Below are 13,053 nucleotides of genomic sequence, written 5' to 3'. Positions count from 1 at the left end.
TCATTGCCTCGGGGTGTAAGGGCGCTGGCCGGAGAGCAGACGCTCGCCGGCTCCCGAGAGCGCCGCCTTGTCGTTGTCCGTGAAGAGCACGAGACCTCGGGTCGCAAGGCCGCGCATCGTGCGCCGGGAGACGAAGCCGCCGCGCGGGACCGGATAGCCGTCCTCGCCGGCCGCAAGCGCCCAGTGCGTCTTGAGCGCGCCGAGAGCGGCGACCTGGGCTGCCGTATAGGTGGTCATATCCGCACCGCCTTTTCCGGCGGTCCGCAGCGCCAGCGCTGGACGCGCCACTTCGGGTGCCGCTCGCTCCATTCCGCGATCGCCCTCGGAGCGATCATCAGGCATTGGGTCGGCGCGAGGCTGTCGGCCGACACGGCCAGCACTTCGGTCTCGCAATGGGCCGGGATCGCCAGGAGGCAGACCTGGAGGATCAGGTTCATTCCGCCGCTCCCCGATGCGCCCAAATCATGCCGTGGGTCAGGGCGACCGAAAGCGCCTGCGCCACCTTCTGCGCCTCTTGATCGTCCTCCTGGGCGCCGACCAGACGGCACACCGGATCGTCGCTCGGACCGCCCATCTCCACGGCGGTATTGTTGGCAAGCGCCTCCAGGATGGCGCTTTGCGGACCGCGCGCGATTTCGACATGGCCGTCCGGGCATGCGGCGTCGAAGCGGATCGTGCCACGCCGGTCGATGTGGCAAACGACGTCCACCTCCGTCATCGTCACGCGGGTCTCGATCGTCGGGCGTTCGTCCCGCTCAACCTTCGGATCAACGATGCCGTATGGACCGATCCGGAAGCGGCCGGCGATGAGTTCCTCTTTAAGAGAGGCGAAGACGTTCGCGGCCGATGAAGGATTGGCACAGGTCAGCGTCAGGACAACAAGGTTCTCGCAGACAATGTCGGCCTGCGCCCGGGTGATTGCGTTCGTCATGTCTGCTCTCCTCAGGCGTTGGCGAGGTCGATGGGCAAGTGCATCCACTTGCCGTCGGCATTCTCGCGGACGTGGAAATTCAGGTAGGACTTGGAGCCGACGACGCGGATGCTGTCGCGCACGGCCTGCATGGCGCGCAGCCAGCGCGGGTCGCTGATTTCCGCCCGCAGGAGCATGAAAATCTCCGCCCGGTTGATCTTGCCTTCCTGGTCGACCTGGAAGGCCCGCGTCACGATCGAGCGCAGCTCGTCGTTGCTGTCGGCCGACCACTCCATGAGACATTCGTCGACCAATTTTTTGGCCGCCTGGAGTTCGGGGCCGAATTCGAGCTGGTCGGCGATCTTGAGCGTCACCTTCATGCGGCCGTCGAAGGTGGTCAGCGTGACGTTGCCTTTCGCACCGCCGGCCTTCGCGCCGTAGTGAAGGTCCAACGTCTCCTGGAGCGTCACGATGTCGGCCGAGGTGTGCTCGCCAAAGCGGCGGATTTGCGCGTTGAGGTCACGGGCGAAGCCGATGATCTTGCGCACCGTCTCGTCAATCAGAAGGTCTTGCGCCTTGATCGTTCCGAGCGGCACCAGGGCGCCCTTGGCGTCCTGCATGTAGGGCTTGCCGGCGACCTCGATGGCGCCGGGCGGCAGGCCGGTTTCAACGGCTGTTTCAGAAGGCTTTTCGGGGGCTTCAACGGTCATTTTGTGCGGTCCTGTTCTCTTGCGTCAAAAGGGGAATGAGGATTTCGGCAAGGCGCGGAACGAGCAGCTCGACGAGCTGATCAATCGGGTCGGCGGCGTCCGCGGGTTCATGGGCCGGCAGCGTCATGCCCGGCGCGACACGGGCCATGATCCGCTGCACGCGTTCGGCAAGCGCGGCATTGCCGAGCATCTCCTCCTCGATCTTCGCGATGCCGTAGCCGATGGTGGAATGGTTGCGATGGAAGGCTTCGCCGATCTGCCAGAGGCTGTGACGTGTGCAGACGCGGGCGACGTAGATCCCGACATGCCGGGCGCGCACCACGTCGCTCCGCTTCCACGGCGTGAGAAGGGCTTCCGGGGGGAAGCCGAACTCCGCCGCCGTCTCGGCCACGATGGAATTGAGGATGGCGCTCATGCGTCGCCCCCGATCCGCGAGTGAAGGCAGCCGTTCCTGCAATCTCGAAACAGGCGGGCCCGCGCCGGGTTCGCCGTGGAGAACGGCAAGGCCTGGTTGGCGAGGCACTGCGCACCGGAGATCGCCCTTTGCAGCGACGGGCAGAGAACGGTGCCGCGCATGAGCGCGGCGCGTGTCCTTGCCTCGACCTCGGCGACGTTGCCCTGATATTTGCGCCTGAGCACGGCGCTGACGGCCGATCCCGAATAGTCGATCTTTTCTGCGGCGGACCTCTGGCCGATCCGGTTGCATTCGCTCGCCAATGCTTCGATCCAGTCAGGCAAGCTGTCGCCCCAGCAACTTCTGGCGATTGCGACATAGTCCTTGTCGCTGGCGGCGGCGGCCGCGCCCGAAAGCGTCACGGCGCCCATCGCACCCTCCCGCCGAGCTTGACATCGCGTGTCTCGTTGCGGTTCGGATCGAAGATCGTGCGCCCCTTCGCCCTCAGGACGAGCGTCTTTGAGCCCGGATCATCCGTCAGGGACCATCGGCAATAGCCGTTGGATGTCGGTGCGAAGCCGGCCTCGCGGCGAAGCGTGGTGAGATAGCCAGCGCCGGCCAGCGCCTGCACATAGCGGGCGGCATTGGCATGGCTGGAACCGGTGAGTTCGATCAGGTCGCCGAGTGTGAACTTCTTCTTGAGCCGGATTGCGTACCAGAGCTTGTCGCGCACGGTCCGTCGCTTCGGGCGGCGCGGAATGCCCTGCGTCAGCGGTCCTTTCGGCCCTGTCTTGATGATCTCGCCATTCGCAAGAGCCCGCCGGCCTTCTTCGGAGAGCACGAAACAGCCCCGCTCCAGCCGATCGATCCAGTCGCGCGAAACGAGCCTGCAGCACGTCATCGCGACCCGCTTGCGCTCAAGCCCGGTCAGCCGCGCAAGCTCTTCCGTTGTCAGGCAGACACCCGCCGAAAGAGCGTTGGCGATTGCCATCTGGTTGATGCCTTCGCCGCTCATGATGGCTTCACCATCACGGCCTTGCCGGTCGCCCGGTCGGTGAGCAGTATTTCCCCTGCCATGTCGGACACCGTCACCGGCCGGCCGAGCCTTTTGCCGACCCGCTCGATCGCCTGGATGCCGTCCATGACCTCGCGCGGATAGCCCTTGGCCGCAGCGTCCAGGACATCGATGAGGTCGTCGGCGACCTCGCATTCGCAGCGCTTGCCGACGATCGACCTCGTATCGTCCTTGCTGAGCGGCATGAACGTCACGTGCGCGGAGGCTCGTGACCGGATCTGCGGCAGGCGGTTGAGGCCGTCCCAGAGCTTCGACATGCCGATCAGAATGATGGGCATTTCGATCAGTTCGCCGATGTCGCGCAGGGTTTCGAGCTGCTTCGACGACCGCACCATGTGGTCGACTTCGTCGACGATCAGCGCGAAGGGATGGCCGTTGTCGCGGGCATAGGACATGCGGGCGCCAAGCGTCACGGTCGCCTGCTTGTACATTTTGGGAAACCCGCGCTCTGGAACCAGTTCCAGCGTTTCCAGAAGCTCCTGAAGCATCCAGTGCGGCGTCCATTCCGCCTTGGCGCGGATGAAGGGCAGGCCATGCTCGGCCGCGTACCATTCGGCCGTCGTGGTCTTGCCGTGGCCCGGCTGCCCGTCGACCACCATCAGGATTTTTTCCGCCGCGCCCCGCTTCTCGACCCGGTCGACGCCGTCGAAAAAATTCTGGGTGTTGCTGACGAAGACGAAATCTTTCCTCATGAGTTTTTTACCTCTTGCTTGGCGATGAAGGCCTTCGCGGCGCCCTTGAGTGCGGCCGCATCGATGCCTTCCATCGAAAGGCGGATCGTGAAGGCGGGACTGTCGGTGAGCCGATCGACCAGCCAGCCGGCGTCATGGGCGGTCATCCGGTCGCGGTGGTGCCAGAGCCACGCGGCCATCTCGAAGTCGCTCTTGAACCGCTCGGGGCGGTCGTCTGCGGACTTCGCTGCGGTCACAGGTGGCTCATTGGGCGATGCGACCACTTCCAGCGTTGCCGTCGGCCGCGAGCTCTCCGGCTCGATGACGATGGGTGTCTCGCGCCGCGCGACGATCTCCAGCACCGGCTTCTGGCGCTCCTCCTCGACCGCCGCCATGCGCTTGCCGACCCTCTTGGCGCGCTCGTTGACGCGGCGCTCGTGGTCCTGCTCGACCTTCGAAACGGGGAAGAAGCTCACCGAATTGCCGAAATACGTCGCTTCGGTGATGAACTGGCCGTCGGGCGCGAAGACCCAGACCTTTGAGGCATCGTGGATGTCGTAGGAGACCAGCACCTCCAGTTCATGGAAGTCCTCAAGGCAATCCGCGAAATAGCGGTTCGTGAAGAGCTGGATCTCGCAGCGGTTGACCTTGCGCCGCTCCTGGGGGCGAAACATCAGCTCGATGTCGTCGCCGTCCTCGCGGTCCGCCGACCATCCCTTTGCTTCCCACTGGCGCCAGACTTCGTCGGGCGACATGTGACGGCGGCGGCCGGTCGCCGCGTCGACGATCTTTGGCAGGGCGGCATGAGGCCGGTCGTTGTATTTGGCGACTTGTTCGCCGCACCACACAATGAAGTCGTCCCAGCCCTGCAGGATGTCCGACCGGCCGCTCTCGGCAATCTCCAGCTTGATCTGGTCGTCGACCCGCTTGCGGGCTTCCGGGTCCATGTCCCAACCCTGATACGTGGGAGAAAACCGGCTCGCCTCGATCCATGTCCGGTGAAAACGCTCGATCACACCGCGCGCCTGCGACCGGTACGGAAGCGAGCGTTCCTTGGTCACTCCGAAGCGGGCCAGAAGCCCGGTCAGCGTGTCGTCGATCACGTCGTTGTTGAAGCCCTTGCCCCGGTCGACATACCAGATGTCGGGCACGCCGCAGGTCGTGAACGCATGGCGCAAGGCATCGATCGTGCCCCACGTGGCCTCCGAAAGCGCGACTGACCAGCCGGTGATCCGCCGTGTCACGACGTCGATGGTCGCCGTGATCTCGGGGCGGAACGGTTTGCCGGTCAGAGGATGCGCGACGGCCGCGTGGTGGGTGTGTCCGTCCGTGACATAGACGGCGGTCGGCCACAGCTCGGAGACGTCGCGGCGCACGAAGGCCTTCATCTGCCGCAGGGCGCGCGGTCCCATGCGACCGCGATTGCGGGCTAGGGCCGGCAGCTTCTTGATGTGGTGCTGCACCGTGCGAAGCGGCGGCAATGCCAGTCCGGGGCGTTTGTCGAGCGCCTCCTGGTACGCACCCGCGACCGTTGGCTTGGTAGGAAGGGCATAGAACTCCAGGAAGTCCGGCAGCCATGCCGGCGGCAACGTCTTCTCCGCTGGCGAACGGTCCGGCGCGAGCGCCAGCGGCTTGCGGCCGGCCGCTTCGAAGGCCGCGTGCCAGCGCCGCAGGGATGTGACGGAGAGCGTCCGGCCTTCGCCTTTCTTGGCATTGGCCGCCGAGGCGGCACGCATCAGGGCTGGCGGCAGCGTGCCATCCGAGGCGGCCCTTGAAAGGGTTGTGAAGGCGTTGAAAAGCCCGCCTGCCGCCGCGATCCGCTCGGCCTCCCGCAGGAGGGCGAGCCGCGCCAGCATGATCTCGCGTTGCCAGCCCTTGAGGTCGCCCGCATCGACGTTGCCCGCCGCGATGGCTAGGTCTGTCGTTGCCTCGGCCGTCTCGCCGCGGAGCTGCGGCCGTGTCTCGGCGGAAGGGCTGCCCGTCCTGAGCATGTGGTCGCGCAGCGCGTCCTGCACCTTCGCCGGCAGGTCGGCAGGGTCGTAGACCCGCTGACGCCCACCTTTGACGGATGTCTCTGTATAGGGCCAAGCCTCGTTATTCGACCGCAGATGGACGGCGCGCGGCGTTATCGAGAGGGCTTTGGCAATGGTCACAACGGTCAGCCTTTCCATCAGCGGGCACCCATCAGGGCGCGCAGCCGCTTCTGCATCTCCCGCAATTCCCTTTGGGTCCGGCCGATCTCCGCGTCGCGGCTTTCCTTTTTCGTCATCACGACGGTGCCGCGCTTGCGCGCCATCAGAAGCTGCAGGCACTGCGTGCCGGTCGCGACCTCGAAGGCCGGGGCGAATTCGAAGGGAAAGCGCCAGGCCGCCGCGCTCTTCGCCGTCCACTGGTTGAGCATGTCCTCGGAGATCGGCTTGCCCGTGAGGTCGCTCATCCGCGCGGCGATTTCGGCCCGGGAGAACGGGCAGACCTTGATCGCTGCCGCAAGGGTGCCGCAGAGTTCGGCGGCAACATCGAGGCTGCCGTCCGCCGGATTGTCGGCCGGGTCCGAGGCCTCGAAGGCGTCAAAAAGCGATGTCTGCCGATGATCGGATGACATGGGAGCTATCCTCGAAAAGGTTTGTTCTTTTGGGCGCCGCCACCGAAAAGACCGGGCGGGCGAACCCGCCCGGCAAGGTGGAGGAACGAGCCCGATGCCTCGGGCCCCACGTCGCGGGTAGCCCCGCTGCCTCACCACTGCGCAGGTGACGCGTTTCCCCTACACTCGCAGCGCGAACAACCGAGTCGGGAGAAAGCAAATGAAAGCGATTGCCTCGAAGATTGAACTTGTTGGAAATTCCGGCTCTCGGGAGTTCCCAGAGGCGGCCAGCTATCGCGTGACCTTTGATTGCAATGATGGCGAGTGGAACGAATTCACCCTCGTATTTGTGGTGTTGTCGAATTCTGGCTTCGATGACGCCTTGGAGAAGGCAAAGGGCGAACTGGTCCGTTTTGCCAATGATCTCCGCATCGAGGCTGAAAGGGCGCGCGTTGGTCATGATGCCGATCCGGCCTAGTCGTTGCGGTAGATGCAGCGGGCGATGATAGGGGCCGAGATCGCCTCGGGAACGTCCAGGTGGTGGAGTGCCAGCCTCGCGCGTCGCCGCGCGTCGCGGACGTTGGCCGCGATGACGAAGCGGACAACGGCATGGGAAATCTCCTCAACGCGCGACATCTCTGCAGGGGTCTCAACGTCCGTGGCCGTGCAGGCCCACCCTTCTGGCGGCGCCTTCACCCACTTGGATGGCTCGGCCGGCGTCCCGACATCGGAGAGCCCCGTTTGCAACCGCCCCATGATCTCGTCGACCGAGCATCTGACGCGTGCCGTCTCCGCGATCTCGCGCTCCAGCCGCTCGTGGGTCACCGGCTCGGTGAACCACAGGAGGCCCTGGCCGATTGCGCGGCGGACAGCGCCACCCGCGCGCCGGAAAGGAATGGCGGAATAGGACGTCATTGCAGCACCTGCAGAAGCTTCGCGATGCCAAGGGCAAGGCAGCCGAGGCCGCAGAGAACCGCGGCCATGATCAGGGTGAAGGCGATGCCCGGATCGTCCGGGTTGTTCGGGTCCGGTGCGCTCACTGGCTGATCCTCCAGGCCGCTACGGCAAGGCCGGCAAGGTCCGCCCACCAGAGGGCGGCGCCGGTGAAGGCCGCGACAGCCGCCATGGCGGCGGCGTTCTCGAGGAACTGGCGGAAGGTCACTGGAAGAGCCCTCCGAGCGATGGTCCGAGGACATGCCAGAAGAAGCCGCCACCGAAGAGGATCGCGGCGATCAGGGCAGCGATCAGGCCTGTCTCGGAGACGGCCAGGTTGACGCTCCAGCGCCCTTCGGCATCGCGCCGGAAGCCGAAGCAGAGATCGTTGGTGATGAAGGAACCGAGATCGTCCGGTTTGCCGGGCAGGCCATTTTTGGCCTCTTCCGCTTGGCTGATATGACAGTTTGGTTCTTTGGATACGCCAGATTGTGCCATTGTCAGCATGCCTCGCCAAAATCGACATTGCGCGATTTCGCGATTTCGCTACGCTTCCGTTGGCTTGTACGTAAAAGCGGAATGCGCTCGCCGGCACTGTCGAAGTGTTCGGGAAAAAGGTCCGCGTGCGGGACGCCGAGTTCCTTCGCGATCGCCTTTTCGATCTCGAATGACGGTTTTCCGCCGGAAACCTGGGTGACGGCCTGCTGGCTGCAGCCGATCTTGCGCGCAAGGGAGGTGAATGACTCCCCCTTGAGCCTGAGCTGAAAGAGGATCCACACCCGCCGCTCGGCGGGTCTTTTTGGGATGTCAGAGGTTTTGGGTAGGTTCGACATGACAAGCAAATTGACAGACCAAAATATGTCGGTCAACGCATTTTTTGGTCTTCACACTTTCGCTGTCTCTAATATGCAGACATTTTTCTGTTACATCATTGGAAAGATTTATCTTATTCCGATGATGGAAGAGACCGAAAGATGGAAGACAAGGATCCGTCTTTCCCATGCTTGATCGATTGGAAGTGGGAAGCCGACTCCGGCAATGGCGCGAATCGCGTGGGTGGTCGCGTCCAGATTTGGCAGGCAAAACTGGGATCACTGTTCGCACACTGCAAAATCAGGAATCCGGGTTAGTGGTCCCCAATGCCGAACATCTTCTTTTGCTGTCAGAGCTTGGCTGCGACCCAACTTGGCTGGTGACTGGAAAGGAGGCCCAGGCCGCGCCAATCGGGCCGGTGGCGCCCATCGCAAGCGAGCCGGCGATTGTCACGCTACCGCACTATGTGATGGCGCTTTCGGCCGGAAAGGGAATTCCGGAGCCTGATTTTCCGGCTCGCGAAGGCATCCAGTTGCCGGAGCAGTGGGTCCGCTCGGTGACCGGCAGAAACCCGAGAAACCTGATTGTCGCTCACGCATCCGGGGAATCGATGGAGCCGACCATCGCCGACGGCGACCTTCTCATCATCGATAGAACTGCTACCAAGCCATTGCATGGAAAGATTTTTGCGCTATCCGTCGATGGCGACCTGCTCGTCAAGCGGATTGCGCGCCGTTTGGATGGGTCGATCCACATGATCTCCGACAACCCGAACAAGGTGGCCTATCCCGACGAGGAATTGGCGGATACGATGGACCTTCAAATTCACGTCCTCGGCCAGGTCGTCTGGCACGGCGGCGCTTTGGCCTGATCGGGGCTTTGTCTGGGTTTAAATTGCGTTCGAGGCATCGTTGAAAGGCTGGGAATGGACGCGCGCGACAGGCTCGATGACCTCGAAAAGCGCATCGCCGGCCTCGAAAGCATGGCAAGAGAGATCGACTTGCCGCTCATCGTCTATTATCTGGCGCTCGCGAGAGACGAGATCAGGGAACAGCGCGCCCGCCAGGCCGCGCCTGGCAAGCCGCCGCCTCGCCGCTAGATGTGCCAATTCACCTTGCGCGATGCCCGCGCGTGGTCAATTCACTGCCAAATGAGCCCTGCGCGCCAAATCCCGTTTCGCCGTCGCCTTTTCCGGCTCAAAACCCTTGTTTCACCGCCTTTTATCCGGCCCCGTCCAGCTTCATCCGGCTTAATCCGGCCTCTGCCAACTGATCTTGCGCGTTACAGCAAGGCCGCGTTCTCGGCTTCGAGTTCGGACAGGCGCGTGCGAAGCGGCGCGACCGCCTCAACCACTTCAGCCTCGGAGAATCGCGGTGTGATGTGCTGCGAGCAGTTCCAGTCGAAGGCTTCGAGCGTCAGCCGGAAAATGCGTTCGACCTTCGCCCGGTAGCCCACGTCGACGACCTTTTCGGCAAACTGCGGGTCCGCCTCCGGCCGGATCACCTCGACGTGCGTGTAGATCTTCAGCCTCGCCCGTCGGCCGTAGTCCATCAGGAAGAGGCAGGCCCGATCGTTGGCGGCGACGTTGCCGGTGCTGATATACTGCCGATTGCCGCGGTAATCGGCGAAGGCCAGGGTGCGGTCGTCGAGGACCTTGAGGAAACCCGCCGGGCCGCCGCGATGCTGCACATAGGGCCATCCCGTCTCCGAGACCGTGGCCATGTAGAAGCTGTCTCGCTCGGCGATGAAGGCCGCCTCGTTGTCGCTGAACCGGTCGAAGTCCCGCCCCGCTCCGGCACTCTGCCAGTCGCGGTCAACGCCCATTTCGGCCTGCACCGCGCGAACGCTCGGTGTCGTTGCGATCTTGAGAAAACCATAGGCCATGGCCGTTTCCTTTGCAGTTGATGCGGGCCGAGGCGATCGACGCCCCGGCCCAGGCAAGGTCAGGCAGCCTCGCGGGTCAGCACGACCGGAAAATCAATGTCGGTCTTGGCGACCTCGTTGAGGAAGTTGGTGAAGACGTTTTCGGCGACGAGCGCCACGATCTCGACGATCTGGGCATCGGTGAAACCGGCCGCACGAACGGCTGCGATATCCGCGTCGTCCACATGTCCGCGCTCCTGGGCGACCTTGGCCGCAAAGCCCACGGCGGCGTTTGCCTTGGCGTCGGCGGATGCGCCCCGACGGTTCAGCGCGATCTCCTCCGGGCTGATCTTGACGAGGTTGAGGCCGATGTAGGTGTGTGCCGAGAGGCAATAGTCACAGCCATTCACCTGAGCAACGGCAAGAGCGATGCGCTCGCGCGTCCGGACGTCGAGGGTCTTGGCCAGCGCGCCCTGAAAACCGGTGAAGCCGGAGAGCACGGCGGGGCTGTTGGCAATCAGGCGAAACAGGTTCGGCACGGTGCCAAGCTGCTTGTGAACTGCGTCGAGCGTGGTCTTCGAGGCCTCGGGTGCATCGTCACGGGAGGGAATGGAAAGACGGGACATTGAAAACTCCTTCTTGAAGAGCGAACCGGGATTGGTTCGGTCGAGGAGGAGAATGCCTCTTTTCAATTTTATGCATAATCGTGTATTTTTGGAACTCACTCTTCCAATTATTGGAAATATAAATGGACCGGCTGGAAGCCATGTCGATGTTGCTGACCGTGGTGGAAAAGGGCAGCCTTTCCGCTGCCGGTCGCTCTCTCGGCGTCCCGGTGCCGACCCTCAGCCGCAAGATTTCCGACCTTGAGTCGTTTCTCGGAACCCGCCTGCTGATCCGCAGCACTCGCAAACTGACCCTGACCGATGCCGGTCTCGCCTATGTCGCGGCCTCCCGACGCATTCTCGAACAGGTCCAGGACGCAGAGCGCGAGGCCGCCGGGGAATATGTTGCGCCCAAGGGCGAACTGGTGCTCACCGCGCCAGTGCTTTTCGGGCGGCTGCATGTCCTGCCCATCGTCACCGATTTCCTAACTCAGTTTCCGCAGATCAATGTCCGGCTTCTATTCTCCGACCGGAATGCCCACCTCATCGAGGACCACATCGACATGGCCGTGCGGATCGGCCGGCTTCCTGACAGTTCCATGGTTGCGACCAATGTCGGGAGGATGCGGCTGGTCATCTGCGCGAGCCCCGATCTGCTGGCCGCGCACGGCACACCTCGCTCGCCCGAGGATCTGCGCCACCTTCCCTTTGTTGCCTTCGAAGGCCCCCTGTCCTCAACCGTCTGGCAACTCCGGGCGCCGGGCTCGAAGACCCCCGTCGACGTGCCGGTCCAGCCCCGTCTCTTGGTGACCACGGCCGAGGCGGCGGCGGAGGCCGCGATCCGCGCCATCGGTGTCACGCGCCTGCTGCACTATCAGGTCGCAGACGCAGTGGCGGATGGCAAACTCCGGATCATTCTGGAAGACTTCGAGCCGGATCGCGCGCCCGTGCAACTCGTCCACACGGCACGTGGCCAGATGCCCTTGAAGATGCGTCGCTTCCTCGACTTCGCCGCACCGCGTCTGCGACAAACGCTCGGCAGAATCGAGGCTGCCGCATAAGATGAGCAGCAAGACGCCGATGAATTTGGATCGGTCGCGCAGTCTCCGCCAGCCGCCCAATCTACGATAGGGTCGCGGCTCTTGTTGCGGTCACAGGAATGAGGAACCTTTCATGGCTCGGCCCCAGGCATGGACGGATGAAGACGACGAGGTTCTAGCCTCAATCGACCTGGCGGCTGGAAAGCGGGCGGCGATCATCCGTGTCATCGTCGCCCTCGTCTTCTTTGTGGCGATGGTCGTCTTCACCGTTTGCGGTCTCTCCACACGTCATTCCGTTTTCGCTGTCGCGGTCCTCAACTTCCTGTTCAGCCTTGCGGTTCTGCGCGTCGTCTATGCGGGGCAGAAAGCCCGGTGGGTCCCTTGGCTCATCGCAACGGCCGACGCCGTTTTCCTCTTCGGCATCGGGTTCCTCGGGCCCTGGTTCGAGCATCTGCCTGCCGGATACAGGGCGGCTCTTGTTCCGTCCTGGGCGATCTTCCTGTTTCTGGCGATGACGGCCCTGCGGGCCCACGGCGGTATCGTCTTCTACCAGACCGTCCTTTTCGTCGTCAGCTTTGCCGTCTTCCTGTGGTGGCCGAACGACGACATTCCGATGCCGGCGTCGGCCTCAAATTTCAGTCATCTCTTCTCGACCGGAGCGAATGCGACGCGCGTGCTGATCGTCTTCCTGACCGGCGTTATCCTTGCCGCGGGCGCCTACAGCGCGCGGCGCTCCACGATGAATGCGATCCGCACCGCCCGGGAACGCAGCACCCTGCAGCGCTTCGTCCCGACAGAACTGGAGCATGTCGTCAGCACGGCCGATCTGGCCGACTTTCCGCATGGACGGCGCCAGCGCGTCGTCGCGCTTTTCGCGGATCTCAGGAACTTCACGACGCTTTCGGAAACTCTCGATCCCGGCCAGACGGCCAATCTGCTCAATTCGTTCCGCATGCGTGCGGAACGGGTCATTTCGGCCCACGGCGGCATCATCGACAAGTTTGTCGGCGACGGCATTCTGGTCGTCTTTGGGGCTGGCGAGCCGCGTTCCGACGACGCGGAGCGGGCCGTCAAGGCGGCCATCGCGCTGGTGGCCGAGGTGGAGTCCTGGAACAGGAAGCGCGTCCGCGAAGGGCGCCAATCCGTCGGCATCGGGATCGGCGCCCACATTGGCGAGGTCTTCGTGGGCGTCCTCGGCGGCGAGCGACGACTGGAATTCACGGTCATCGGCGATGCCGTCAACGTCGCGGAGCGGCTTGAGGAAATGACGCGGAAGGTGGAGATGGATCTCGTGCTCTCCGGCGACCTGCTGGACGCCTCGGGATGCCTGACGGATCGCTCCAGGACGTGGCGCGCGCTTGACGACTTGCACCTGCGCGGCCGGGCCATGCCCGTGCCGGCCTATGCCCTGGAACGGGAGAGGTCGAAGGCTTTCGAGCCTGTCGGCTGATCTGAACA

Annotated in this window: 22 protein-coding genes; 5 read left to right on the top strand and 17 right to left on the bottom strand. The window is 63.7% G+C overall.

What is annotated here, in order from left to right; translation table 11 throughout:
• The 10 genes from HDIA_RS11240 to HDIA_RS11195 are packed head-to-tail and all read right to left on the bottom strand — an operon-like array spanning position 1 to position 6,362.
• Positions 1–237, bottom strand: coding sequence for a hypothetical protein (locus tag HDIA_RS11240; protein ID WP_099556245.1), 237 nt, complete (start codon positions 235–237; stop codon positions 1–3).
• On the bottom strand, positions 234–437 hold the full coding sequence (locus tag HDIA_RS11235; protein ID WP_099556244.1) for a hypothetical protein: 204 nt from the start codon (positions 435–437) through the stop codon (positions 234–236). Before HDIA_RS11235 ends, HDIA_RS11240 begins: the two co-directional genes overlap by 4 nt.
• Positions 434–931, bottom strand: a complete 498-nt coding sequence (locus HDIA_RS11230; protein WP_099556243.1) for a hypothetical protein — start codon at positions 929–931, stop codon at positions 434–436. The genes HDIA_RS11235 and HDIA_RS11230 overlap by 4 nt, the downstream gene beginning before the upstream one ends.
• An 11-nt stretch (positions 932–942) precedes the next feature.
• Complete coding sequence (locus tag HDIA_RS11225) at positions 943–1,620, bottom strand: DUF3164 family protein (protein WP_099556242.1); 678 nt, start codon at positions 1,618–1,620, stop codon at positions 943–945.
• Positions 1,610–2,035, bottom strand: coding sequence for a helix-turn-helix domain-containing protein (locus HDIA_RS11220; protein WP_099556241.1), 426 nt, complete (start codon positions 2,033–2,035; stop codon positions 1,610–1,612). The genes HDIA_RS11225 and HDIA_RS11220 overlap by 11 nt, the downstream gene beginning before the upstream one ends.
• Positions 2,032–2,445: a transcriptional regulator gene (locus HDIA_RS11215; protein ID WP_099556240.1), complete on the bottom strand. Its 414-nt coding sequence runs from the start codon at positions 2,443–2,445 to the stop codon at positions 2,032–2,034. The genes HDIA_RS11220 and HDIA_RS11215 overlap by 4 nt, the downstream gene beginning before the upstream one ends.
• Positions 2,433–3,029 carry a type IV toxin-antitoxin system AbiEi family antitoxin domain-containing protein gene (locus HDIA_RS11210; RefSeq protein ID WP_099556239.1) on the bottom strand — a complete coding sequence of 199 codons (597 nt, stop codon included), beginning with the start codon at positions 3,027–3,029 and terminating at the stop codon, positions 2,433–2,435. Before HDIA_RS11210 ends, HDIA_RS11215 begins: the two co-directional genes overlap by 13 nt.
• On the bottom strand, positions 3,026–3,781 hold the full coding sequence (locus HDIA_RS11205; RefSeq protein WP_099556238.1) for an AAA family ATPase: 756 nt from the start codon (positions 3,779–3,781) through the stop codon (positions 3,026–3,028). Before HDIA_RS11205 ends, HDIA_RS11210 begins: the two co-directional genes overlap by 4 nt.
• Positions 3,778–5,931, bottom strand: a complete 2,154-nt coding sequence (locus tag HDIA_RS11200; RefSeq protein WP_099556237.1) for a Mu transposase C-terminal domain-containing protein — start codon at positions 5,929–5,931, stop codon at positions 3,778–3,780. Before HDIA_RS11200 ends, HDIA_RS11205 begins: the two co-directional genes overlap by 4 nt.
• The gene (locus HDIA_RS11195) at positions 5,931–6,362 is read right to left on the bottom strand and encodes a hypothetical protein (protein WP_099556236.1); all 432 of its coding nucleotides are present in this window, start codon (positions 6,360–6,362) and stop codon (positions 5,931–5,933) included. Before HDIA_RS11195 ends, HDIA_RS11200 begins: the two co-directional genes overlap by 1 nt.
• Positions 6,363–6,561: 199 nt before the next feature.
• Between HDIA_RS11195 and HDIA_RS11190 the strand changes: the two genes are divergently transcribed.
• Entirely contained in the window at positions 6,562–6,819 is a 258-nt protein-coding gene (locus HDIA_RS11190) for a hypothetical protein (RefSeq protein ID WP_099556235.1), read from the top strand.
• Here HDIA_RS11190 and HDIA_RS11185 read toward each other — a convergent pair.
• Genes HDIA_RS11185 through HDIA_RS11175 form a run of 5 tightly spaced genes read right to left on the bottom strand, consistent with a single transcriptional unit; the run spans position 6,816 to position 8,143 of the window.
• Positions 6,816–7,256, bottom strand: coding sequence for a hypothetical protein (locus tag HDIA_RS11185; protein ID WP_099556234.1), 441 nt, complete (start codon positions 7,254–7,256; stop codon positions 6,816–6,818). The two genes, HDIA_RS11190 and HDIA_RS11185, sit on opposite strands and share 4 nt — an antisense overlap.
• Entirely contained in the window at positions 7,253–7,381 is a 129-nt protein-coding gene (locus HDIA_RS25975; RefSeq protein WP_281259989.1) for a hypothetical protein, read from the bottom strand. Before HDIA_RS25975 ends, HDIA_RS11185 begins: the two co-directional genes overlap by 4 nt.
• Entirely contained in the window at positions 7,378–7,503 is a 126-nt protein-coding gene (locus HDIA_RS25970; protein WP_281259988.1) for a hypothetical protein, read from the bottom strand. Before HDIA_RS25970 ends, HDIA_RS25975 begins: the two co-directional genes overlap by 4 nt.
• Positions 7,500–7,772 (bottom strand): hypothetical protein, encoded by a 273-nt coding sequence (locus HDIA_RS11180; RefSeq protein WP_099556233.1) that lies wholly within the window; start codon positions 7,770–7,772, stop codon positions 7,500–7,502. The genes HDIA_RS25970 and HDIA_RS11180 overlap by 4 nt, the downstream gene beginning before the upstream one ends.
• A 2-nt stretch (positions 7,773–7,774) precedes the next feature.
• Positions 7,775–8,143, bottom strand: a complete 369-nt coding sequence (locus tag HDIA_RS11175; protein WP_099556232.1) for a helix-turn-helix domain-containing protein — start codon at positions 8,141–8,143, stop codon at positions 7,775–7,777.
• Positions 8,144–8,274: 131 nt separating this feature from the next.
• On the opposite strand from HDIA_RS11175, the gene HDIA_RS11170 reads away from it, so the two are divergent.
• Together HDIA_RS11170 and HDIA_RS25325 are read left to right on the top strand one after the other, a co-directional pair.
• On the top strand, positions 8,275–8,958 hold the full coding sequence (locus HDIA_RS11170; protein ID WP_099556231.1) for an XRE family transcriptional regulator: 684 nt from the start codon (positions 8,275–8,277) through the stop codon (positions 8,956–8,958).
• Between the two features lie 54 nt (positions 8,959–9,012).
• Positions 9,013–9,186: a hypothetical protein gene (locus tag HDIA_RS25325; protein WP_157775505.1), complete on the top strand. Its 174-nt coding sequence runs from the start codon at positions 9,013–9,015 to the stop codon at positions 9,184–9,186.
• 182 nt (positions 9,187–9,368) lie between these two features.
• On the opposite strand, the gene HDIA_RS11165 is transcribed toward HDIA_RS25325, so the two are convergent.
• Together HDIA_RS11165 and HDIA_RS11160 are read right to left on the bottom strand one after the other, a co-directional pair.
• Complete coding sequence (locus HDIA_RS11165) at positions 9,369–9,971, bottom strand: pyridoxamine 5'-phosphate oxidase family protein (protein ID WP_099556230.1); 603 nt, start codon at positions 9,969–9,971, stop codon at positions 9,369–9,371.
• A gap of 59 nt (positions 9,972–10,030) precedes the next feature.
• Positions 10,031–10,576, bottom strand: coding sequence for a carboxymuconolactone decarboxylase family protein (locus HDIA_RS11160; RefSeq protein ID WP_099558847.1), 546 nt, complete (start codon positions 10,574–10,576; stop codon positions 10,031–10,033).
• Between the two features lie 122 nt (positions 10,577–10,698).
• On the opposite strand from HDIA_RS11160, the gene HDIA_RS11155 reads away from it, so the two are divergent.
• Positions 10,699–11,616, top strand: a complete 918-nt coding sequence (locus HDIA_RS11155; RefSeq protein WP_099556229.1) for a LysR family transcriptional regulator — start codon at positions 10,699–10,701, stop codon at positions 11,614–11,616.
• 112 nt (positions 11,617–11,728) lie between these two features.
• Positions 11,729–13,045 (top strand): adenylate/guanylate cyclase domain-containing protein, encoded by a 1,317-nt coding sequence (locus HDIA_RS11150; RefSeq protein ID WP_099556228.1) that lies wholly within the window; start codon positions 11,729–11,731, stop codon positions 13,043–13,045.
• Positions 13,046–13,053 lie beyond the last annotated feature (8 nt).

It is taken from the genome of Hartmannibacter diazotrophicus, assembly GCF_900231165.1.
GTDB classification, from domain to species: Bacteria; Pseudomonadota; Alphaproteobacteria; order Rhizobiales; family Pleomorphomonadaceae; genus Hartmannibacter; species Hartmannibacter diazotrophicus.
This window is presented reverse-complemented; position numbering and strand designations above follow the sequence as displayed.

What these genes read in the sequence shown, in the direction of transcription:
- HDIA_RS11160 (WP_099558847.1), bottom strand. Translation starts at nt 10,576, where the DNA reads ATGTCCCGTCTTTCCATTCCCTCCCGTGACGATGCACCCGAGGCCTCG.
- HDIA_RS11185 (WP_099556234.1), bottom strand. Translation starts at nt 7,256, where the DNA reads ATGACGTCCTATTCCGCCATTCCTTTCCGGCGCGCGGGTGGCGCTGTC.
- HDIA_RS11205 (WP_099556238.1), bottom strand. Translation starts at nt 3,781, where the DNA reads ATGAGGAAAGATTTCGTCTTCGTCAGCAACACCCAGAATTTTTTCGAC.
- HDIA_RS11170 (WP_099556231.1), top strand. Translation starts at nt 8,275, where the DNA reads ATGCTTGATCGATTGGAAGTGGGAAGCCGACTCCGGCAATGGCGCGAA.
- HDIA_RS11235 (WP_099556244.1), bottom strand. Translation starts at nt 437, where the DNA reads ATGAACCTGATCCTCCAGGTCTGCCTCCTGGCGATCCCGGCCCATTGC.
- HDIA_RS11190 (WP_099556235.1), top strand. Translation starts at nt 6,562, where the DNA reads ATGAAAGCGATTGCCTCGAAGATTGAACTTGTTGGAAATTCCGGCTCT.
- HDIA_RS11225 (WP_099556242.1), bottom strand. Translation starts at nt 1,620, where the DNA reads ATGACCGTTGAAGCCCCCGAAAAGCCTTCTGAAACAGCCGTTGAAACC.
- HDIA_RS11210 (WP_099556239.1), bottom strand. Translation starts at nt 3,029, where the DNA reads ATGAGCGGCGAAGGCATCAACCAGATGGCAATCGCCAACGCTCTTTCG.
- HDIA_RS11150 (WP_099556228.1), top strand. Translation starts at nt 11,729, where the DNA reads ATGGCTCGGCCCCAGGCATGGACGGATGAAGACGACGAGGTTCTAGCC.
- HDIA_RS25325 (WP_157775505.1), top strand. Translation starts at nt 9,013, where the DNA reads ATGGACGCGCGCGACAGGCTCGATGACCTCGAAAAGCGCATCGCCGGC.
- HDIA_RS11240 (WP_099556245.1), bottom strand. Translation starts at nt 237, where the DNA reads ATGACCACCTATACGGCAGCCCAGGTCGCCGCTCTCGGCGCGCTCAAG.
- HDIA_RS11215 (WP_099556240.1), bottom strand. Translation starts at nt 2,445, where the DNA reads ATGGGCGCCGTGACGCTTTCGGGCGCGGCCGCCGCCGCCAGCGACAAG.
- HDIA_RS11220 (WP_099556241.1), bottom strand. Translation starts at nt 2,035, where the DNA reads ATGAGCGCCATCCTCAATTCCATCGTGGCCGAGACGGCGGCGGAGTTC.
- HDIA_RS11155 (WP_099556229.1), top strand. Translation starts at nt 10,699, where the DNA reads ATGGACCGGCTGGAAGCCATGTCGATGTTGCTGACCGTGGTGGAAAAG.
- HDIA_RS11165 (WP_099556230.1), bottom strand. Translation starts at nt 9,971, where the DNA reads ATGGCCTATGGTTTTCTCAAGATCGCAACGACACCGAGCGTTCGCGCG.
- HDIA_RS11230 (WP_099556243.1), bottom strand. Translation starts at nt 931, where the DNA reads ATGACGAACGCAATCACCCGGGCGCAGGCCGACATTGTCTGCGAGAAC.
- HDIA_RS11200 (WP_099556237.1), bottom strand. Translation starts at nt 5,931, where the DNA reads ATGGAAAGGCTGACCGTTGTGACCATTGCCAAAGCCCTCTCGATAACG.
- HDIA_RS11195 (WP_099556236.1), bottom strand. Translation starts at nt 6,362, where the DNA reads ATGTCATCCGATCATCGGCAGACATCGCTTTTTGACGCCTTCGAGGCC.
- HDIA_RS11180 (WP_099556233.1), bottom strand. Translation starts at nt 7,772, where the DNA reads ATGGCACAATCTGGCGTATCCAAAGAACCAAACTGTCATATCAGCCAA.